Origin of the sequence: Blastococcus saxobsidens, assembly GCF_002938435.1 — a bacterium.
Classification (GTDB): domain Bacteria; phylum Actinomycetota; class Actinomycetes; order Mycobacteriales; family Geodermatophilaceae; genus Blastococcus; species Blastococcus saxobsidens.
The window spans coordinates 88,125-106,502 of sequence record NZ_POQT01000012.1; the positions used below are offsets into that span (position 1 = coordinate 88,125).

Below are 18,378 nucleotides of genomic sequence, written 5' to 3' on the forward strand. Positions count from 1 at the left end.
CCGGTGACCGACGGTGCTCTGCTTTCCGGTGACCTCGCACGCTCGGTCACTGCAACCCTTCCACGCGCAGCACGCTGGTGACACCACGGACGGCGGGCATCTCCCGCAGTGCGTTGATGGTGGCCGACAGCGCCGCGTCGGGGGCGCTGTGGGTCACGATGACCAGCGTGGCGGCGTCGCCGCGGCCGGTCTGGCGGACGGTGGAGATGCTGACCCCGTGCTGCGCGAACTCCTGCGCGACCGAGGCGAGCACGCCGGGCTTGTCCGCCACGTCGAGGCTCACGTGGTACCGGGTCGGCGTCTCCGCCATCGGGCGGACGGCGAGGTTGGCGTAGCCGGTGACACCCGGGCCCGGGGCCCCGGTGACGCGGTTGCGCGCCACCGCCACCAGGTCGCCCAGGACGGCGCTGGCCGTCGGCTCGCCGCCGGCGCCCTGGCCGTAGAACATCAGCTGCCCGGCCGACTCCGCCTCGACGAAGACGGCGTTGAACGCACCGCCCACCGAGGCCAGCGGGTGCGAGGTCGGGATCATCGCCGGGTGCACGCGCACGGCCACGGAGTCCCCGGTGGCGCTGCCGTTCCCGGGCACGCGCTCGCAGATGGCCAGCAGCTTCACGGTGCAGCCGATCTCCGCGGCGCGCGCGACGTCGGTGGCGGTCACCGTGGAGATGCCCTCGCGGTGCACGTCGGCGGCGGCCACCGGGGTGTGGAACGCCAGCGAGGCCAGGATCGCGGCCTTGGCGGCGGCGTCGAAGCCGTCCACGTCGGCGGTGGGGTCGGCCTCGGCGTAGCCCAGCTCGGTGGCCTCGGCCAGCGCCTCGCCGAAGCCGGCGCCGGTCTCGGCCATGCGCGACAGGATGTAGTTCGTCGTCCCGTTGACGATGCCGACGATGCGCGACAGCTGGTCGCCGACCAGCGACTCGCGCAGCGGCCGCAGGATCGGGATGGCGCCGGCCACCGCGGCCTCGTAGTAGAGGTCCACGCCGGCCTCGGCCGCCGCGGCGTGCAGCACGACGCCGTCCTCGGCCAGCAGCGCCTTGTTGGCGCTCACCACCGACTTGCCGGCCGCGAAGGCCGCCAGCATCAGGGAGCGCGCCGGCTCGATGCCACCGATGACCTCGACGACGAGGTCGACGTCGTCCCGGGTGACCAGGCCGTGGGCGTCGGTGGTCAGCAGGTGCGCCGGGACGTCGGGGTGGTGCGACGGGCGGCGCACCGCGACACCCGCCACCTCCACCGGGCAGCCGATCCGGGCGCCGAGGTCGTCGGCCTGCTCCTGCAGCGCGCGCAGCACCGCGCTGCCGACGGTGCCGCAGCCGAGCAGCGCCACCTTGAGGGTTCCGGTCACGAGGTCGCTCCCGCGGGGTGCTCGGGCGCCGGCTGGTCGATCGCCGGCGAGGGGGCGGGGCGGTCGGCGAGGACCGCGTCGAGGGCGAACACGTCCGACAGTGTCTGACGGCGCACGATCTCGGTGGCGACGCCGTCCCGGACGGCTACCACCGGGGGCTTGAGCAGGTAGTTGTAGTTGCTGGCCATCGACCAGCAGTACGCGCCCGTCGCGGCGACCGCGAGCAGGTCCCCGGGCTGGACGTCCGAGGGCAGCCACAGGTCGCGGACCAGGATGTCGCCGCTCTCGCAGTGCTTGCCCACGACCCGGCACAGCGCCGGCGGGGCGTCGGAGCTGCGGTTGGCCAGCACGCAGGTGTAGGCGGCGTCGTAGAGGGCGGTGCGGATGTTGTCGCTCATCCCGCCGTCCACGGAGACGTAGTTGCGCACCAGCGGCGTGCCCGGCGAGCCGGAGGCGCCGAGGCGGACGGGCTTGATCGTGCCGATCTCGTAGAGCGTGACGGTGCCGGGTCCGGCGATGGCACGGCCCGGTTCCACGGCCAGGCGGGGCACGGGGAGCCCGAGCTCGGCGCACTCCGCGGCCACGACCGCCCGCAGCCTGCCGGCGACGTCGGCGGCACCGACCGGGTCGTCGTCCGGGAGGTAGGCGATGCCGAACCCGCCCCCCAGGTTGAGCTCCTCGAGCACCTGACCGGTGGCCTCGCGGACGGCGCCCATCAGGCCCACGACGCGGTGCGCGGCGGCCTCGAACCCGGCGGTGTCGAAGATCTGCGAGCCGATGTGGCTGTGCAGGCCGGCCAGGTGCAGCGCCGGCTCGGACACCACCCGCCGGGCGGCCTCGAGCGCATCCCCGGTGGCGAGGGAGAACCCGAACTTCTGGTCCTCGTGCGCGGTGGCGATGAACTCGTGGGTGTGCGCCTCGATGCCGACGGTCGTCCGGATCATCACGGCGACCGGATCTGCTCCGGCAGCCGTCCGCGCCGCGGCCAGAGGCACCAGCCGGTCGATCTCGTCGAAGGAGTCCAGGACGATCCGGCCGACGCCGGCGTCGACGGCTGCCCGCAGCTCTACGAGCGACTTGTTGTTGCCGTGCAGCGCGATCCTCCCCGCCGGGAATCCGGCGGCGAGCGCCACGGCGAGCTCGTTCCCGCTGGTGGCATCGAGGTTCAGCCCGTCGGCCGCGATCCACCGGGCCACCTGGCCGCAGAGGAACGCCTTGGAGGCGTAGTGCACGTCCCCCCCGGTGAAGGCCGCGGCGAACTCGGCGGCGCGGCTGCGGAAGTCGTCCTCGTCCAGGACGAACAGCGGGGTGCCGTGCTCCCGGGCCAGGTCGGTCACCGCCCGGCCGCCGAGGTGCAGCTCGCCGTCGACCCGCCTCGCCGAGCGCGGCCAGACCTGGGGGTCGAGGACACCCAGCTCGGCCGGCGGCGCACCGGCGGCCGACGGCGGGCTGATGTTGCCGTGCAGCGGCCCCGCGGGATGCGCTCTCACATCCGCTCCGGAGCGCTGACGCCGAGCACGGCCAGGCCGTTGCGGAGCACCACCGCGGTGGCCGCGCACAGCCACAGGCGCGCGGTGGTCAGCGAGGTAACCTCCTCGTCACCCCGGGGCAGGACGCGGCAGGAGTCGTAGAACCGGTGATAGGTACCCGCCAGCTCCTCCAGGTAGCGGGCGACCCGGTGCGGGGCGCGCAGCTCGGCCGCCGCGACCAGGACGCGCGGGAACTCGCCGAGAGCCCGCAGCAGGTCGTTCTCCCGCTCGTGGGCCAGCTGGGCCACGTCGACGTCCGCGGCCTCGCCGAGCGCGATGCCCAGGTCGGCCGCGTTGCGCAGCACCGAGGAGATGCGGGCGTGCGCGTACTGGACGTAGAAGACCGGGTTGTCGTTGGTCCGACGGCTCCACAGGTCCAGGTCGAGGTCGATCATCTGGTCGACCGAGGCCCGGGCCAGCGCGTACCGCGCGGCGTCGGCACCCACCGCCTCGACCAGGTCCTCCAGCAGGACGACGGTGCCGGCGCGCTTGCTCATCCGCACCGGCTGGCCGTCGCGCACCAGGTTGACCAGCTGGCCGAGCAGGATCTCCAGGTTGGCCTCGGGGTCGTCGCCCACGGCGGCCGAGAGCGCCTTGTACCGGCCGACGTAGCCGGCGTGGTCGGCGCCGAGCATGATCACGACCTTGTCGAAGCCGCGGTCCCGCTTGTCCAGGTAGTAGGCGCAGTCGGCGGCGAAGTAGGTCGGGGCGCCGTCGCTCTTGATCAGCGGCCGGTCCTTGTCGTCACCGAAGTCGGTGGTCCGGAGCCAGACCGCGCCGTCGGCCTCGTAGACGTGGCCCTTCTCCCGCAGCCGGGCGACTGCCTGCTCCAGGGCGCCGGTCTCGTGCAGCGTCCGCTCGCTGAAGTAGACGTCGAAGACGACACCGAAGTCCGACAGCGTGCGCTTGATCTCGGCGAACATCAGGTCGACTCCGCGCACCCGGAAGCGTTCCTGCTGCTCGGGTTCGGACCGCTCCAGCAGCCCCGGCTCGGCGGCGAGGACCTGCGCGGCGATCTCGCCGATGTAGTCGCCGGCGTAGCCGTCCTCGGGGACCGGCCGGCCGTGAGCGGCGGCCAGGAGGCTCAGGGCGAAGCGGTCGATCTGGGCGCCCGCGTCGTTGAAGTAGTACTCCCGCGTCACCGAGGCGCCGCTGGCCTCCAGCAGCCGGCCGAGCGCGTCTCCGACGGCGGCCCACCGGGTGCCGCCGATGTGCACCGGTCCGGTCGGGTTGGCCGAGACGAACTCGAGGTTCAGCTTCTGCCCGGCCAGGGTGTCGGTGCGGCCGTAGGCCGCCCCGGCGGTGACCGCGTCGACGGCGATCCGACCGAGCGCACCCTGCGCGAGGGTGATGTTGAGGAAGCCCGGCCCGGCGATGTCGACGGTGGCGATGCCCGCGTGCCCGCGCAGTTCCTCGGCCACCAGGCCGGCGACGTCGCGCGGCGGCCGGCCGGCCGGCTTGGCCAGGCGGAGGGCCACGTTGGTGGCGTAGTCGCCGTGCTCGGGGTTCCGCGGGCGTTCGATGACGACGTCGGCGGGTACCTCGACCGGCAGCGCGCCTCGCCCGACGACCGCGCCCACGGCGGTACGAACGACGTCCTGCAGCTGCTCGGGAGTCACCCGGCGAGCGTACTGACCGCCCTTTCCCCGTCCGGCGGGCCGCCCGGCTGCCAGCTCGCGCACAGGCCGGCGACCTAGACTCGGGCCGGGTACGAGGAGCCGATCCGGCCCCGGCCGCACCGGCGCGCCCGCGCCCCGTAACGAGGAGAGGCCTTGGCCAAGGACCGCACCGACAAGTCCCGCGCGACCGGCGGCGGGTCGTCCCGCTCCGGAGCGGGCGCCGGGGGCCGCGGCAAGGGCGGGCGCACCCGGCCTCCCACGAACGTCGTGGCCCAGCAGCGCCCCTGGGGGCTGATCGCCGCGGCGCTGGCCGTCGTTGTGTTCGCCGCGGCCGTCATCACCTACGCCGTGGTCGAGGTCCGCAAGGCGGATGCCTCGAAGGTCGAGTCCATCGACGAGATCGCCGGCGCCGAGGTGTTCGAGTACGAGGGCGCCACCCACGACGACGGCCCGATCGAGTACACGGAGTCCCCGCCGGTCGGTGGGCCGCACGCCAACATGTGGGCCGACTGCACGGGAACCGTCTACGACGTCGACATCCGGCACGAGAACGCGGTGCACAGCCTCGAGCACGGCGCCGTGTGGATCACGTACAACCCGGACGAGGTCTCCGACACCGACGTCGACACGCTCGCCGGGCTGGTCGACGGCGTCTCCGGCCGGATGCTCTCCCCGTACGAGGGGCTGGACTCCCCCGTCAGCCTGCAGTCCTGGGGTCACCAGCTGAAGGTCGACAGCGCTGACGACGAGCGGGTCAAGCAGTTCGCCGACCTGATGACCTACAAGTCCGACAGCTTCCCGGAGCCGGGCGCCACCTGCGAGCGGCCGGACTTCCTGGCCGCCCCGCCGCTGGAGAGCGACGACCCCGCCACCGCGCCGGCCGAGTCGTCCGCTCCCACGACCCCCGCGTCCTGACCAGCACCCCCGCCGTCCCGGAGGACCTCGTGACCACCCCCGCCGAGCCGGGGCGCCGCCCGCTGCGCGTCGCACTCCTGGCGGTCGTCGGGATCGGGCTGGTGCTGCTCGGCGGCGGGCTGGCCGTGGCGCTGGGGCTCGGCCGCGGGGCCGCGACGCCGGCGGCGGACTCGGTGGACGCCGGGTTCGCCCGCGACATGTCGCGGCACCACCTCCAGGGCGTGGAGATGGCGAACCTCGTCGCCGAGCGCAGCGACGACCCGGAGATCGAGTCCCTGGCCTTCGACATCTCCGCCACCCAGACCAACCAGGCCGGCCGGATGCAGGGCTGGCTCGCGCTGTGGGGCGTTCCGCTGACCGGCGGCGAGACGATGGCCTGGATGACCGACGAGGGCCACGGCGGTCACGACATGGCCGGCATGGACATGGGGTCCGGTGCGCTCATGCCCGGCATGGCCACCACGGAGGAGCTGGCCGACCTGCGCCGCCTGACGGGCACCGAGTTCGACGTCGAGTTCCTGCGGCTGATGATCCGGCACCACCAGGGCGGGTTCGGCATGGCGGCGGACGCCGCCGAGCACGCCGAGGTGCAGGCGGTGCGCGACCTGGCCCGCTCGATCGAGCAGTCGCAGGGCGCCGAGACCGGGACGATGACCGACATGCTGACCGCCCGCGGCGGCACGCCCCTCCCCGCACCGTGAGGCCCGCGGGGCGGGGAGCCGCCGTCGGGGCCGCCGTCCCGGGCTGGTAACTTCTTCCCTGCCCCGAGCCCCCGTAGCTCAGGGGATAGAGCACTGCCCTCCGGAGGCAGGGGCGCAGGTTCGAATCCTGCCGGGGGCACGCGACGAGAGGCCCCGGCCACCCCCTCCAGAGGGGTGGCCGGGGCCTCTCTCGTCAGCGCCCCTGGCGCTCCCGGTACCGGGCGGCGCGCTTGGCAGCGGCGGCCCGGCGGCGGACCCGGTCCCGGTCGTCGCGCAGCTGCGCGGCGCGGTCGCGGTACGCGGTCGCGGTGCCCGCCGGGTAACCGGCCTTGACCACCCGGTTCTCCGTCGTCTCGGGCATGTAGGCCAGCGAGTAGATGAGCCCGAGGAAGATGCCACCGCCGGCGACGGCGACGCGCAGCTGCCAGGGCGCCGGCAGGAAGATCATGACCAACGCGATCGGCACGGCCATCTGGACCAGCATGCGGGCGACGTGGCGGAGCCCCCAGGTGCGGGTCGTCGTGTCGTGCAGCACCCAGCGACGGTGCCGTGCGGGCAGCCGGCCGCCGAGGGCGTACCAGAGCCACCGGTGCGCAGCGGGCCGGACGACGGGCTCGGCCGGCGTGCCGTCGGCGTCGGGGGCCGGCACGTCGAGCGGGCCGAGGGCATCCGCGGGCGGCTGGCTGGTCGGCACACCGCCAGCGTAGGGGCGTCGACGGGCCGTCGAGAGGCGCGTGACGGGCGTCCCACCGGCTGCACCAGCGCCCGCCGCAGGGGGACCAGCGGCAGCCGCACGGCACCGGTCGGCGACGACCGGACGCCGACCTCGGCCGGGTCACGGCGCCGACCCCGGTCATCCACGGCGGGCAGGACAGCCTGGTGGACGTGACCGGCGGCCGGGCCACCGCCGGGGCCGCCCCCGGGGCGGAGCTGCTCGTCGTCGACGGCATGGGCCAGGACCTGCCGCGCGAGGTCTGGCCGCGGATTCCCGACCGTATCGCCGCACTGGTCGAGCGGGCCGAACACCGGGCGTGACCGCCGCCCCGCCGGGTCTCCCGGCGGGGCACCGGCGCGCGGAGCGTCGGTCGACTGTGAACTGGGTCACCATCGAGGTGTTCGACGGCGGCACCCCCGCCGCGGCCTGGCTGCGCGCCTGGCACGACTCCCTGGTCGAGACGGCGGTGACCTCCGGGGCCCGGTTCTGGGACGAGCACGAGCACCGGTGGGGCGTCGTCCTCGAGTTCGTCTTCGACGAGGAGATCCAGCGCGACGGCTTCCGCGACTCCCCCGCCGTGCGCGCGGCGTTGGACGCCGCCCCCGACCCGGTGAACGCCGGTGCTGGGCTACCCGCACCGCGGTGGCGGCAGCGGCTGCCGGCAGCCCCGCCGTCCGCACCCCCGGGCCGACGGCCGGACGGCGGCCCTGCCGGAGCCGGACCCGGACGCCGGACGGGTGCTGCCGTGCACGCCCTGCGCGGAGCCCGCCGCCGGCCACGCCCTCAGCTGGTGAGCATCCCGCCCTCGACCGGGAGGGTCGTGCCGGTGACGTAGCCGCCGGCGTCGCTGACCAGGAAGACCAGCGCCGCCGCGAGCTCGCGCGGGTCCCCGGCCCGGCCGGCCAGCACGCGGGCCATCTGCTGGTCCAGGTAGCCCTCGGGGTACTGGTCGGTCATCTCCGAGGCGAAGAACCCCGGCGCCAGCGCGTTGACCCGGATGCCCTTGCGGCCCGTCCACTGCTGCGCCAGGTCGCGAGTGAGGCCGATCAGCCCGGCCTTGCTCGCGGCGTAGGCGGCCTGCGGCAGCCCAGCCGTCGTCAGCCCCAGGATGCTGGAGATGTTGACGATGGAGCTGCCCGGCTGCATGACCCGGCCGCAGGCCTGCGCCATCCAGTAGCAGCCGTTGAGGTTGACGTCGATGACCTGCCGGAACTGGTCGGGCGCCTCCCGGGTGGCCGGCATCGCGGTGCCGATCCCGGCGTTGTTCACCAGGATGTCGACCTTGCCGAACCCGGCCATCGCGGCGTCGACCAGGCCCTGGCAGTCCTCGACCTTCGCGACGTCGGTCTGCACGGCGATCGCGCGGCGCCCGGCCTCCTCCACCGCCCGCTGCGTCTCGGCCAGCCGGTCGACCCGGCGGGCGCCGAGCACGACGTCGCAGCCGGCCTCGGCGAGCGTGCGGGCGAAGACCGCACCGAGCCCCGAGGACGCCCCGGTCACGATCGCGACCCGGTCGTCGAGGCGGAACATGTCGAGGATCGTGCGGTCGGGCATGCGTGGGTCTCCCCCGGGTCGGGTGCGGCGGCGTGCGGTCGCCACACCGTATCCACCCTGTGCGGTAGATCACCCACCGAGCGGGTAGGAGCCCGCCGTCCAGCTCCGGGCACCAGGGGGAACGTGGCATGACCGATCTCGCGCAGAACCTGCTCCGCGGCCGACTCGCGCCACGGGTTGCCGCGACGCTGCGCGACCGGAGGGTGGATGGCGGAGGCCGCGTCGACCGCGCGCGCCGCGCGGTCGTGGTGCACGAGCAGGTGGGGGAGCGATGAGCTCGCCCCTGTGGCGGCAGGCCTACGACGCCGTCGAGAAGGCCGTGACCCCGAAGGCGGAGGAACTGGTCCGCACGGACAACTTCGCCCTGGGCGTCGCGCTCGCCCGCCGGGTGACCACGCTCGCCCGCTCCTCGGCGCGCGACCTCACCGCCCGCGCCTGGCACCTGGTCAACCTGCCGGCCGGCAGTGACATCCACCGGCTCCGCACCCAGATCGGCGCGCTGGACCGCGAGGTCCGCCGTCTCACCGTGGCCCTGGAGAACGAACGACGCCGTGCGCTCCCGCCGCGCACCAGCCAGTCCCGTCCGACGGAGGACAGCGATGCCGACCGTGCCCAACCCGCAGACGATCCTCGACCGCGTCCGGCGCGACGTCGAGCGCAACGCCCTGCGGGCACGTAACGGCATCAAGCTGGTCGCCGGGATCGACCGCCCCGGCGTGGGCTGCAGCCCGAAGGACGTCGTCTGGCAGCGCGGCCGGACCCAGCTGTGGCACTACCGCAACGAGTCCCCGGGCGGCGTCCTGCACTCCCCGCCGCTGCTGCTGGTCTTCAGCCTGATCAGCCGCAGCTACATCCTCGACCTGTCCCCGGGCAACAGCTTCGTCGAGCAACTGCTGGACGCCGGGTTCGACGTGTACATGGTCGACTGGGGCGAGCCGGACGAGCGGGACGCCGGCAACGGCCTCGAGGACTACGTCGACGACTACATCCCGGCGGCCATCGACCGGGTGCGCGAGATCTCCGGCGCCGACGAGGTGAACCTCTTCGGCTACTGCTTCGGCGGGGTCCTCTCGCTGCTGCACGCGGCGCACCACCCCGACTCACCGCTGCGCAGCCTCAGCGTGCTCGCCACCCCGGTCGACTACCGGCACATGGGCCCGCTGGCGGACATCTTCGGAGTGGGCGGGATGGAGGTCGACTCGGTCCTCGACCGCGACGGGAACGTGCCCCCGCAGATCGTCGTGCAGGGCTTCCGCACGCTGAAGCCGACCGCGGAGGTCACCCGGTACGTCACGCTCTGGGAGAAGCTCTGGAACGACGAGTACGTCGCCTCCTACCAGGCCATGACCGGCTGGTCGGACGACCACGTGCCGTTCCCCGGGCAGGCGGCCCGGCAGACCGCCCGGATGCTGGTCCGCGACAACGGGATGGTGAACGACCGGCTGACCGTCGCCGGAGACCGAGTCCACCTCGCCGACATCCAGGTGCCGTTCCTGACCGTGCGGGCCGAGCGGGACCACATCGTGCCCACGGACGCGACCGCGCCCCTGATCGACCTCGTGGGCTCACGGGACAAGCACGAGCTGGTGCTGCCCGCCGGGCACATGGGTCTGGTGGTCGGCCGCACGGCGGCGAAGACCACCGTGCCCACGATCATCGACTTCCTCCGCCGGCGCAGCGAGACCGTGGGCCGGCGGTCCGAGGCGAAGGGAGCCTGACGTGACCGGGACCGACCAGGTGGGCGCCGCAGGGGTGACCATCGCCGCGCTCGACGCGGCGCACACCGACGCGCTCGTGCGGTTCTTCGCCGGGCTGCCCGAGGGCGATCGCACCTTCATCAAGGAGGACGTCACCGACCCGGCGGCCGTGCGCGGCTGGGCCGAGGACGGCTCGGCCCGGTGGGTGGGGCTGGGTGACGACGGCGAGGTCGACGGGTACGTGGCGGTCCGCCGGCTGCCCGGCTGGTCCGACCACGTCGCCGAGCTGCGGCTCGTCGTCGGCCCGCGACGCCGCGGCGCGGGGCTGGGCCGGGTGCTCGCCCGGCACGCCGTCACGGAGGCGATCGCGTCGGGGGCGACCAAGCTCGTCGTCGAGGTGGTGGCCGAGCAGGGTGCCGCGCTCGCCCTCTTCACCGGCCTCGGTTTCCGCGGCGAGGCGCTGCTGGAGGACCACATCCGCGACCGGTCCGGGCAGCTGCGGGACCTGATGGTCCTGGCCCACCGGGTGGACGCCACCTGGTCGGCCATGGACACCCTGGGCCTGCCCGAGGCGCTGGACGAGGACGCGACCCCCGCCTGAGCTGCCCGGCCGGCCGCCGGGCACCCTGACCACCGTGACCGTCGCCCCTCCCCGGACACCGCGCCGGGCGTGGCTGCCGGTCGCCCTCACGATGTTCGCCATCGGCTGGGGCGCCAACCAGTTCGTCAGCCTCCTCGTCGCCTACCGCGAGCGTTCCGGGCTGTCGGTGGCGACCGTCGACGCCCTGTTCGGCGCGTACGCGCTCGGCCTGATCCCGGCGCTGCTCGTGCTGGGCCCGATCTCCGACCGCCGGGGGCGCACCCCGGTGCTGCGCGCCGCCGCGCTGGTGTCGCTGGCGGCCACGGCGGTGCTGATGATCGGCGACCTGTGGGCCCTGTACCTGGGGCGGCTGCTGGCCGGGCTGGCCAGCGGGGCCGCCTTCGCGGCGGGCAGCGCCTGGGTGGAGGAGCTGTCCTCGCAGCGCTGGGACCCCGGGGCTCGCGAAGGCGCCGGTGCACGCCGGGCGGCGATGTCCCTGACGGCCGGCTTCTGCCTGGGGCCGGTGGTCGCCGGGCTGCTGGCCCAGTGGGCGCCCGCTCCCCTGGTCACCGCCTACCTGCCGCACCTGGTCGTGGGGCTGGCCGTGCTGGTGCCGCTGTGGCGGGCTCCCGAGACCGTCGACCCCGCCCGGGCCTCCCCCGCCGCCGGCTCGCCGCTGGCCCGGCTGCGGGTGCGCTCGGCCGCCGATCCGCGGTTCCGGCGCTCGGTCGCGCCCGTGGCGCCGTGGGTCTTCGCCGCGCCCGCCATCGCGATGGCCGTCCTGCCCGGGCTGGTCACCGCGACGACCCCGGGGTGGACGGTCGCCTTCAGCGCGCTCATCGCCGGCGTCACGCTCGGCACCGGGTTCGCCGTCCAGCCGACGGCCCGCCGGATCGCCGCGGCCTCGCCACGGCGCGGGGTGGCGGTCGGGCTGGGCGCCGTCGTCGTGGGTCTGGTGGCGGCCGCGGCGGCCGCTGCGACGCAGTCCCCGTGGCTGGTGCTACCGGCCGCGGTCGTGCTGGGCACCGGGTACGGCTGCTGCCTGGTCGCGGGGCTGCTGCAGACGCAGCGGATCGCCGCGCCCGGTGAGCTGGCCGGCCTCACCGCCGTCTACTACGCGCTCACCTACGTCGGCTTCGCCGCGCCGGTGCTGCTCGCGCTCCTCGCGGTACTGGTGCCCTACTGGGCCCTGCTGCTGGGGGCCGCGGCGCTGGCCACGCTGACGCTGGTGGTCGCCGTCGCGCCCCGGGAGCCCGAGGTCAGCGCTCCGTGACCCGCCCGCCGTCGACCTCGAGCCGGCGGTCGGTCTCCACCGCGGCCAGCATCCGCCGGTCGTGGGTGACCAGCAGCAGCGTCCCGGTGTAGCCGGCCAGCGCCTGCTCCAGCTGCTCGATCGCCGGCAGGTCGAGGTGGTTGGTCGGCTCGTCGAGCACCAGCACGTTCACGCCGCGGGCCTGCAGCAGCGCCAGCGCCGCACGCGTCCGCTCCCCCGGCGACAGCGTGACGGCCGGGCGGAGCACGTGGTCGGCGGTCAGCCCGAACTTGGCCAGCAGCGTGCGCACCTCCGCCGTCGGCCAGTCCGGCACCTCGGCGCCGAACGCGTCCATCAGCTGCTCGGGGCCGAAGAACCGGGCGCGCGCCTGGTCGATCTCGCCGATGCGCACCGACGGGCCCAGGGTCGCCTGGCCCTCGTCGAGCGGCACGCGGCCGAGCAGGGCCGCCAGCAGGGTGGACTTGCCCGACCCGTTGGCACCGGTGATGGCCACCCGGTCACCCCAGCCCACCTGGAGGTCGACCGGGCCGAGGGTGAAACCGCCCCGCCGGACGACCGCACCGCGCAGCGTGGCGACGACGGCGCCGGCCCGCGGTGCCGGAGCGATCTCCATGCGGAGCTCCCACTCCTTGCGGGGCTCCTCGACCACGTCCAGCCGCTCGATCATCCGCTGGGTCTGCTTGGCCTTGGCGGCCTGCTTCTCCGACGACGCCCGGTTCGCGGCCTTGATGTGCTTGTCGCCGTCCTTGGACTTCTTGATCGAGTCCCGGACGCCCTTGGCCATCCAGTTCCGCTGCATCCGGGCGCGGGCCTCCAGCCCGGCTTTGGTGTCGGCGAACTCCTCGTACTCCTCGCGGGCGTGCCGGCGGGCCACCTCGCGCTCGGTCAGGTACGCCTCGTAGCCGCCGTCGTGCACGCGGACGAGCTGCTGGGCGAGGTCCAGCTCGACGATCCGGTTGGCGGTGCGGGCGAGGAACTCCCGGTCGTGGCTGACCACCACCACGCCGGCCCGGGAGCCGGTGACGAACCGCTCCAGCTGGTCCAGCCCGGTCAGGTCGAGGTCGTTCGTCGGCTCGTCGAGCATCAGCACGTCGTAGCGGGACAGCAGGAGCGAGGCGAGGCCGACGCGGGCGGCCTGCCCCCCGGACAACCCCGCGGTCGGCGCGTCCAGGGCCACGCCGGGCGCCACCTCCGCGACGACCTCGGCAGCCCGCTCGTCGAGGTCGGCGCCCCCGAGCGCCAGCCAGCGCTCCAGGGCGTCGCCGTAGACGTCGTCGGCACCGGGCTCGCCCGCCGACAACGCCTCGGTGGCGGCCTCCATCGCCGCCTGCGCCGCGGCGACGCCGGTGCGGCGGGCCAGCGCGGCGAGCACCGTCTCGCCGTTTCGGCGCTCGTGCTCCTGCGGCAGGTAGCCGAGGGTCGCCGTCGGCGGGCTCAGCGAGATGCCGCCGGCCTCCGCCGGGATCTCCCCGGCGAGGGTGCGCAGCAGGGTGGACTTGCCCGCGCCGTTGACGCCGACCAGCCCCACGACGTCACCGGGCGCGACGACGAGATCGAGGTCGGAGAAGAGCACGCGGGCGCCGTGTCCGGCTGCCAGTCCGCGCGCGACGAGAGTGGCGCTCACCCCTACAGCCTGCCAAGCCCTGCCCGGAGGCGTTCGAGGCCGGTCCGACGTCGCGCCGCGACGGTCCGATCCGACGCGTCAGAGCCCGACGTCCTCGCCGTCGTCGTGGGCGTCGAAGGAGTCCTCGTCGTAGTCGGCGTCGTCGGGCTGCTGGTCGTCCGTGGTCCGCGGGCGCCGGGCGAGCCAGGGCTGCAGGTGCTCGTACCCGCGCACCGACACCCGGCGCAGTGGCCGCACCCGGTAGCCGCCCACCGCACGCAGCCGGTCGGCGAGGTCCCGGTCGACCAGCAGCGCCCCCGGCCGGGCCAGCGAGGTGAGCCGGCTGGCGAGGTTCACCACCGGTGAGTAGACGTCGCCGTACCGGGTGAGCACCGTGCCGTAGGCCGCGCCCACGCGCAGCGGAGGGCGGTCCGGCCTCGCCCAGACGTCGGGGAGCGCCAGCCCGATGTCGGCGGCGGCCGTCGCCGACGCGGCGGTGAACAGGACGCCGTCGCCGACCGTCTTCACCACCCGGCCGTGGTGGCGGGCGATCACCTCGGCGGCGGTGCTCTCGAAGTCCTCCACCATGGCGCCGAGCTCGCGCCCGCCCATGCCGCGGCTGCGCGACGTGTACCCCACCAGGTCGGCGAAGCCGACCGCGAGCTCCCTGCGGTCGCCGGAACCGGGCGCGGACAGCAGCCGGTCGGCGTTGGCGGCCAGGTGCCGCAGCCAGACGTAGCTCTGGATCTCCAGCAGCCGGGGCAGCATGGCGCTCGCGACGGCCACGGCCTCCTCGGGTGAGGCCGCCCGCCGCTGCCCGTCCTCGCCGGCCCGGGTCAGGGCGTCGGCCAGCATGTCGGCCTGCCAGTCCGCCAACCGGGACAGCGCCTGGCCCATGGCCCGCGCGATCGAGGCCTCGGCGTCCTCGTCGACGAAGCCGGACCGGATCAGGTCGGACACCGCCCCCAGGGCGTGGATGTCGGCGTCGGTGAAGACGGGGTCGTCGTCCGCCGCGTCCGGGAAGCCGAGGGCCCGCCACAGCCGCTGCGTGCGCTGCGGGGGCATGCCGGCCATCTCGGCCACCTGCCGCCGGGTGTAGCGGCGCGGCCCGTCGAGCAGCAGCCGCTCCAGCGCCTCCCGCACCTCGGGCCCCGGGACGGGCACCCCGGAGTCGTCCATGCCCGGCGGGGACCTCAGTCGGTCGTGTGCACGACGAGCACGTCGCACTGCGACCGGCGGGTGGCGTCGGCCGGCACCGAGCCGAGCAGCCGGCCCTTGATGCCGGCCAGCCCGCGGTTGCCCACGACGAGGAGGTCGGCGCCCTCCCGGCGGACGACGTCCAGGAGCGCCTCGACCGGGGAGCCCTGGACGGCGACGGTCTTCACCTTCGTCGCGCCGGCGGAGCCGGCCCGCTCGGCGGCGGTGCGCACCGTGTCCTCGGCGGGGTGGGAGCCGACGATCTGGTAGGCCTCGTCGCGCAGGACGTCCTGCGCGCGGGCCAGCTCGCGGTCGTCGGCCTCGGTCGGGAGGTACGCGCAGGCGATGACCAGGGTGGCGCCGCAGGCGCCGGCGAGGGCACCCGCACGGGCCACGGCCCGCAGCGAGGACTCCGATCCGTCGGTCCCGACGACGACCGTCCGGTAGGCGTGCGAGGTCTCGGTCACGGCGGGCAGCCTATGTGACCGTGTGCCTCGGGTCATCCCGAGATCATCGACGTCCTCCCGCAGGTCACGTGCCCGGCGCGGCAGGGTTCCAACGGAACCGGCCGGTGCGCTTGGATGGGCTCCACCCGCTGCGGACGACGAGGAGCGCGTCATTCCCACCGCACAAGCCCCGGCGCCCCACCCCGTGCGGGTCGAGGTCAGCGGCCTGTCCAAGTCCTTCGGCCCGGTGCGGGCCGTGTCCGACCTGGGTTTCACCGTCGAGCCGGCGTCGATCACCGGCTTCCTGGGCCCGAACGGGGCCGGCAAGACCACGACGCTGCGCATGCTGCTCGGCCTGGTCCGGCCCGACTCGGGCAGCGCCACCTTCGACGGCGTCCCGTACGCCGCGCTCCCCCGGCCGCTGCGCACGGTGGGCGCGGTACTGGAGACCGCCTTCCACCCCGCCCGCACCGGCCGGGACCACCTCCGCGTCTACTGCCGCGCCGCCGGCCTGCCGGTCTCGCGCGCCGACGAGGTGCTGGCCCAGGTGGGCCTGGCCGACGCGGGACGGCGCCGGGCCGGCGGCTATTCGCTCGGCATGCGGCAGCGACTGGCGCTGGCGACCGCGCTGCTCGGCGACCCCGCCGTGCTGGTGCTCGACGAGCCGGCCAACGGCCTGGACCCCGAGGGCATCCAGTGGCTGCGCGGCTTCCTCCGGCACCTGGCGCACGACCAGGGACGCACGGTGCTGGTGTCCAGCCACCTGCTGTCGGAGGTCGAGCAGACCGTCGACCGCGTGGTCATCGTCGGCGGCGGCCGGCTGGTCCGCGAGGGATCCATGGAGGACCTCCGGTCCGGCGCCGAGGGGGCCGGCTCCGTGCTCGTGCGCAGCCCGGACGCCGCCCGGCTGGCCGAGCTGCTGCGCGCCGACGGGGCGCTGGTCGACCTCGACGGCGAGGGGTTGACCGTGACCGGGCTGACGACCGCCGAGATCGGCGGCCGGGCCTTCGCCGCGGGCGTCGAGCTGCACGAGCTGCGATCGCGCTCCAGCGGGCTCGAGGAGATCTACTTCCAGCTCACCGCCGGCCGTGAGCAGTACGCCGCGACCGCCCCCGCCGAGGAGACCGCACGATGATGCCGCTGGTGCGCGCGGAGTGGGCCAAGCTGTTCAGCACGCGGGTGTGGATCGGCCTGCTGCTCGGTGCCTGCCTCATGGTCATCGGGTTCGCCGTCCTGCTGACGGCGTTCGCCGGCAACCCCGAGTCGGGCATCCCGGCCGTGGGCACCCCGCTCTACGAAGAGCTGGCGATGGCGAACGCGGTGAACGTCAACGTCCTGTTCCTCATCCTGGGCATCATCGGGATGACGCAGGAGTACCGGCACCGGACGGCCACGCCCACCTTCCTGACCACGCCGCACCGCGGCCGGGTCGTGACGGCCAAGCTCATGGCCTACGCGCTGGCCGCGACGCTGTTCGCACTGGTCGTGATGGCGGTCAACTTCGCGACGGTCGCCGTGCACGCCGGGGCGCGTGGGGCAGCGCCCGAGCTCGACGCCGACAACCTCGGGACGCTGGGCAGCTCCGGGTTGGCCCTGGTCATCTACGCGGTGTTCGGCGTCGGACTGGGCGCACTGCTGCGCAACCAGGTCGGTGCCATCGTCGGCGGCCTGGTCTACCTGTTCGTCATCGAGCCGATCATCCGGCAGATCCCGGCCACCTCGGGCGCGTACAAGTGGATGCCGGGAGGAGCGCTCGAGGCGCTCACCGCCACCTTCCAGGGCCCGGAGCTGCTGGAGCCGTGGCAGGGCGGTGTCCTCCTCCTCGGTTACGGTCTGGTGGCGGCCGTGCTGGGCACGTTCCTGGCCGTGCGCCGCGACGTCGCCTGAGCCGGCGGGCACCGCAGCACGAGCGGCGAGGCCGACGAGCGGGCCGTAGCCGCCAACGGAGAACGGAGACCGCGTGACCACTCGCATGACCGTCCAGCGCCTGGGCAGGCTGATCGTCGACGGGGACACCGATGCGGTCCGGGCCGCGGTGCAGGACTCCCCCCGGCTCCTCACCGGCACCGTCGAGCGCGAGGGCCAGGGCGGCTGGACGCCCCTGCACCTCGCGGTGGCCTGCGGCCGGGCCGACGTCGTCCGGGTGCTCGTCGAGGCCGGTGCCGACCTGACCGCGCGGACGGAGGGGCACCGCACCCCGCTGCACGTGGCGCTGCAGCACGCCCCCGACCTCGCTCCGCTGCTCCTGGAGCTGGGCGCGGCCGTGGACGCGCCGAGCGCGGCCTACCTCGACGACGTCGACCGGCTCACGGAGGAACTGGACGCCGGCGCCCCGCTGACCGACCCCGCCACCGGCGTCGACCTGCTGGCCTGGGCCGCGTTCGGCGGCTCGGCCCGCACCGCCCGGCTCCTGCTCGACCGGGGCGCCGACGCCGACGGCGGAGCGCTGCACGCGGCCACGGCCGCGGGCTCCCTGGAGCTGGTGCGGCTACTGCTCGACGCCGGGGCCGACGTCGACCGGCACGATCCCGACACCGGGCGGACCCCGCTGCACTCCGCCGTGGCGGCCGGGCCGTCGGGCGAGGCACCGGAGATCGTCGGCCTGCTGCTCGACGCCGGGGCCGACGTCGACGCCACCACCCACGACGGCGCCAGCGCCCTCGACATCAGCCGCGTGGCGGCCGCCCGGTCGCGACGCGCCGACGAGGGGCAGGCCACCGGGAACGACGCGCTGGCCGACCTCCTGGTCACGCGCGGCGCCTCGCACTGACCCCACCGGCGCCGGGGCGCGCGGGCCCCGCTCCGTGCCCGGTCAGCCGCGGGACACGGCGTAGACTCGACACCCGGTTCAGCGACGCCCCTCAGACGCAGCCCCGAGACGAAGAAGGCACTCGACCCCGTGTCAAGCGTGAGTTCATCCCGACCGTCGTCCGCCTCGTCCCAGGTAGCCGGTTTCGGCACCAACGAGTGGCTGGTCGAGGAGATGTACCAGCAGTACCTGGCCGACCCGTCCAGCGTCGATCAGGCGTGGCACGAGTTCTTCGCCGACTACCGGCCGAGCGGCCCGGTCAGCGGCAGCGCCGACCGGGAGGAGCCCGCCGCGCCGGCGGCGGCGCTGCTGCACCTCGGCCCCGGCCTGGGCAACGGCCTGGCCAACCTGCACAACGCCCGCCGTGGCAAGGCCCCGCTGCTCAACGTCGT

The 18,378-nt window shown here is 74.8% G+C and carries 21 protein-coding genes and 1 tRNA gene; 14 read left to right on the forward strand and 8 right to left on the reverse strand.

All coding sequences use genetic code 11. The features are described from left to right. Nucleotides 1-46: 46 nt before the first annotated feature. From C5507_RS09785 to argS, 3 genes are read right to left on the reverse strand one after another with little or no spacing between them, the layout of a single operon-like run. A complete protein-coding gene (locus C5507_RS09785; RefSeq protein WP_104528324.1) occupies nucleotides 47-1,348 on the reverse strand; it encodes a homoserine dehydrogenase in 1,302 nt (433 codons plus the stop codon). Next, nucleotides 1,345-2,838, reverse strand: coding sequence for a diaminopimelate decarboxylase (lysA, locus tag C5507_RS09790; protein WP_104528325.1), 1,494 nt, complete (start codon nucleotides 2,836-2,838; stop codon nucleotides 1,345-1,347). The genes C5507_RS09785 and lysA overlap by 4 nt, the downstream gene beginning before the upstream one ends. Next, the gene (argS, locus tag C5507_RS09795; RefSeq protein WP_104528326.1) at nucleotides 2,835-4,496 is read right to left on the reverse strand and encodes an arginine--tRNA ligase; all 1,662 of its coding nucleotides are present in this window, start codon (nucleotides 4,494-4,496) and stop codon (nucleotides 2,835-2,837) included. Before argS ends, lysA begins: the two co-directional genes overlap by 4 nt. Before the next feature lie 153 nt (nucleotides 4,497-4,649). On the opposite strand from argS, the gene C5507_RS09800 reads away from it, so the two are divergent. From C5507_RS09800 to C5507_RS09810, 3 genes are all read left to right on the forward strand, one after another. Next, complete coding sequence (locus tag C5507_RS09800; RefSeq protein ID WP_104528327.1) at nucleotides 4,650-5,411, forward strand: thioredoxin-like domain-containing protein; 762 nt, start codon at nucleotides 4,650-4,652, stop codon at nucleotides 5,409-5,411. 29 nt (nucleotides 5,412-5,440) lie between these two features. Further along, on the forward strand, nucleotides 5,441-6,112 hold the full coding sequence (locus C5507_RS09805) for a DUF305 domain-containing protein (RefSeq protein WP_104528328.1): 672 nt from the start codon (nucleotides 5,441-5,443) through the stop codon (nucleotides 6,110-6,112). Between the two features lie 67 nt (nucleotides 6,113-6,179). Continuing rightward, a tRNA-Arg gene (locus tag C5507_RS09810) sits at nucleotides 6,180-6,251 on the forward strand. 54 nt (nucleotides 6,252-6,305) lie between these two features. On the opposite strand, the gene C5507_RS09815 is transcribed toward C5507_RS09810, so the two are convergent. Next, nucleotides 6,306-6,806, reverse strand: coding sequence for a DUF5313 family protein (locus C5507_RS09815; protein WP_242611133.1), 501 nt, complete (start codon nucleotides 6,804-6,806; stop codon nucleotides 6,306-6,308). A gap of 185 nt (nucleotides 6,807-6,991) precedes the next feature. Between C5507_RS09815 and C5507_RS22220 the strand changes: the two genes are divergently transcribed. Together C5507_RS22220 and C5507_RS09820 are read left to right on the forward strand one after the other, a co-directional pair. After that, a complete protein-coding gene (locus C5507_RS22220) occupies nucleotides 6,992-7,147 on the forward strand; it encodes a hypothetical protein (protein ID WP_158657555.1) in 156 nt (51 codons plus the stop codon). Nucleotides 7,148-7,203: 56 nt separating this feature from the next. Further along, nucleotides 7,204-7,662 (forward strand): hypothetical protein, encoded by a 459-nt coding sequence (locus tag C5507_RS09820; RefSeq protein ID WP_207225803.1) that lies wholly within the window; start codon nucleotides 7,204-7,206, stop codon nucleotides 7,660-7,662. Here the strand turns inward: C5507_RS09820 and C5507_RS09825 are convergent. Beyond that, nucleotides 7,611-8,381 carry an SDR family NAD(P)-dependent oxidoreductase gene (locus C5507_RS09825; RefSeq protein ID WP_104528329.1) on the reverse strand — a complete coding sequence of 257 codons (771 nt, stop codon included), beginning with the start codon at nucleotides 8,379-8,381 and terminating at the stop codon, nucleotides 7,611-7,613. The genes C5507_RS09820 and C5507_RS09825 overlap by 52 nt on opposite strands. A gap of 128 nt (nucleotides 8,382-8,509) precedes the next feature. Between C5507_RS09825 and C5507_RS22225 the strand changes: the two genes are divergently transcribed. Genes C5507_RS22225 through C5507_RS09845 form a run of 5 tightly spaced genes read left to right on the forward strand, consistent with a single transcriptional unit; the run spans nucleotide 8,510 to nucleotide 11,931 of the window. Beyond that, complete coding sequence (locus C5507_RS22225) at nucleotides 8,510-8,656, forward strand: hypothetical protein (RefSeq protein ID WP_158657556.1); 147 nt, start codon at nucleotides 8,510-8,512, stop codon at nucleotides 8,654-8,656. Continuing rightward, a complete protein-coding gene (locus C5507_RS09830; RefSeq protein WP_104528330.1) occupies nucleotides 8,653-9,060 on the forward strand; it encodes a hypothetical protein in 408 nt (135 codons plus the stop codon). The genes C5507_RS22225 and C5507_RS09830 overlap by 4 nt, the downstream gene beginning before the upstream one ends. Beyond that, on the forward strand, nucleotides 8,981-10,099 hold the full coding sequence (locus C5507_RS09835; RefSeq protein WP_104528331.1) for an alpha/beta fold hydrolase: 1,119 nt from the start codon (nucleotides 8,981-8,983) through the stop codon (nucleotides 10,097-10,099). Before C5507_RS09830 ends, C5507_RS09835 begins: the two co-directional genes overlap by 80 nt. Nucleotide 10,100: 1 nt before the next feature. Continuing rightward, a complete protein-coding gene (locus C5507_RS09840) occupies nucleotides 10,101-10,679 on the forward strand; it encodes a GNAT family N-acetyltransferase (RefSeq protein WP_242611134.1) in 579 nt (192 codons plus the stop codon). Between the two features lie 34 nt (nucleotides 10,680-10,713). Beyond that, nucleotides 10,714-11,931 (forward strand): MFS transporter, encoded by a 1,218-nt coding sequence (locus C5507_RS09845; protein ID WP_207225805.1) that lies wholly within the window; start codon nucleotides 10,714-10,716, stop codon nucleotides 11,929-11,931. On the opposite strand, the gene C5507_RS09850 is transcribed toward C5507_RS09845, so the two are convergent. The 3 genes from C5507_RS09850 to C5507_RS09860 form a co-directional block, all read right to left on the reverse strand. Beyond that, nucleotides 11,918-13,555, reverse strand: coding sequence for an ABC-F family ATP-binding cassette domain-containing protein (locus C5507_RS09850; RefSeq protein ID WP_104528332.1), 1,638 nt, complete (start codon nucleotides 13,553-13,555; stop codon nucleotides 11,918-11,920). The two genes, C5507_RS09845 and C5507_RS09850, sit on opposite strands and share 14 nt — an antisense overlap. A gap of 78 nt (nucleotides 13,556-13,633) precedes the next feature. Further along, nucleotides 13,634-14,713: an adenylate/guanylate cyclase domain-containing protein gene (locus C5507_RS09855; RefSeq protein ID WP_104528333.1), complete on the reverse strand. Its 1,080-nt coding sequence runs from the start codon at nucleotides 14,711-14,713 to the stop codon at nucleotides 13,634-13,636. A gap of 14 nt (nucleotides 14,714-14,727) precedes the next feature. Continuing rightward, the gene (locus tag C5507_RS09860) at nucleotides 14,728-15,198 is read right to left on the reverse strand and encodes a universal stress protein (RefSeq protein WP_242611135.1); all 471 of its coding nucleotides are present in this window, start codon (nucleotides 15,196-15,198) and stop codon (nucleotides 14,728-14,730) included. A 184-nt stretch (nucleotides 15,199-15,382) separates the two neighbouring features. On the opposite strand from C5507_RS09860, the gene C5507_RS09865 reads away from it, so the two are divergent. From C5507_RS09865 to C5507_RS09880, 4 genes are all read left to right on the forward strand, one after another. After that, complete coding sequence (locus tag C5507_RS09865) at nucleotides 15,383-16,312, forward strand: ABC transporter ATP-binding protein (RefSeq protein WP_249027818.1); 930 nt, start codon at nucleotides 15,383-15,385, stop codon at nucleotides 16,310-16,312. Further along, entirely contained in the window at nucleotides 16,309-17,064 is a 756-nt protein-coding gene (locus C5507_RS09870; RefSeq protein WP_104528335.1) for an ABC transporter permease, read from the forward strand. Before C5507_RS09865 ends, C5507_RS09870 begins: the two co-directional genes overlap by 4 nt. A gap of 73 nt (nucleotides 17,065-17,137) precedes the next feature. Next, nucleotides 17,138-17,947 carry an ankyrin repeat domain-containing protein gene (locus tag C5507_RS09875; RefSeq protein ID WP_104528336.1) on the forward strand — a complete coding sequence of 270 codons (810 nt, stop codon included), beginning with the start codon at nucleotides 17,138-17,140 and terminating at the stop codon, nucleotides 17,945-17,947. Between the two features lie 138 nt (nucleotides 17,948-18,085). Next, the coding region (locus tag C5507_RS09880) for a 2-oxoglutarate dehydrogenase E1 subunit family protein (protein WP_249027819.1) at nucleotides 18,086-18,378 on the forward strand (293 nt) is incomplete at its 3' end.

What these genes read in the sequence shown, in the direction of transcription:
- C5507_RS09825 (WP_104528329.1), bottom strand. Translation starts at nt 8,381, where the DNA reads ATGCCCGACCGCACGATCCTCGACATGTTCCGCCTCGACGACCGGGTC.
- C5507_RS22225 (WP_158657556.1), top strand. Translation starts at nt 8,510, where the DNA reads ATGACCGATCTCGCGCAGAACCTGCTCCGCGGCCGACTCGCGCCACGG.
- C5507_RS09830 (WP_104528330.1), top strand. Translation starts at nt 8,653, where the DNA reads ATGAGCTCGCCCCTGTGGCGGCAGGCCTACGACGCCGTCGAGAAGGCC.
- C5507_RS09835 (WP_104528331.1), top strand. Translation starts at nt 8,981, where the DNA reads ATGCCGACCGTGCCCAACCCGCAGACGATCCTCGACCGCGTCCGGCGC.
- C5507_RS09855 (WP_104528333.1), bottom strand. Translation starts at nt 14,713, where the DNA reads ATGGACGACTCCGGGGTGCCCGTCCCGGGGCCCGAGGTGCGGGAGGCG.
- C5507_RS09870 (WP_104528335.1), top strand. Translation starts at nt 16,309, where the DNA reads ATGATGCCGCTGGTGCGCGCGGAGTGGGCCAAGCTGTTCAGCACGCGG.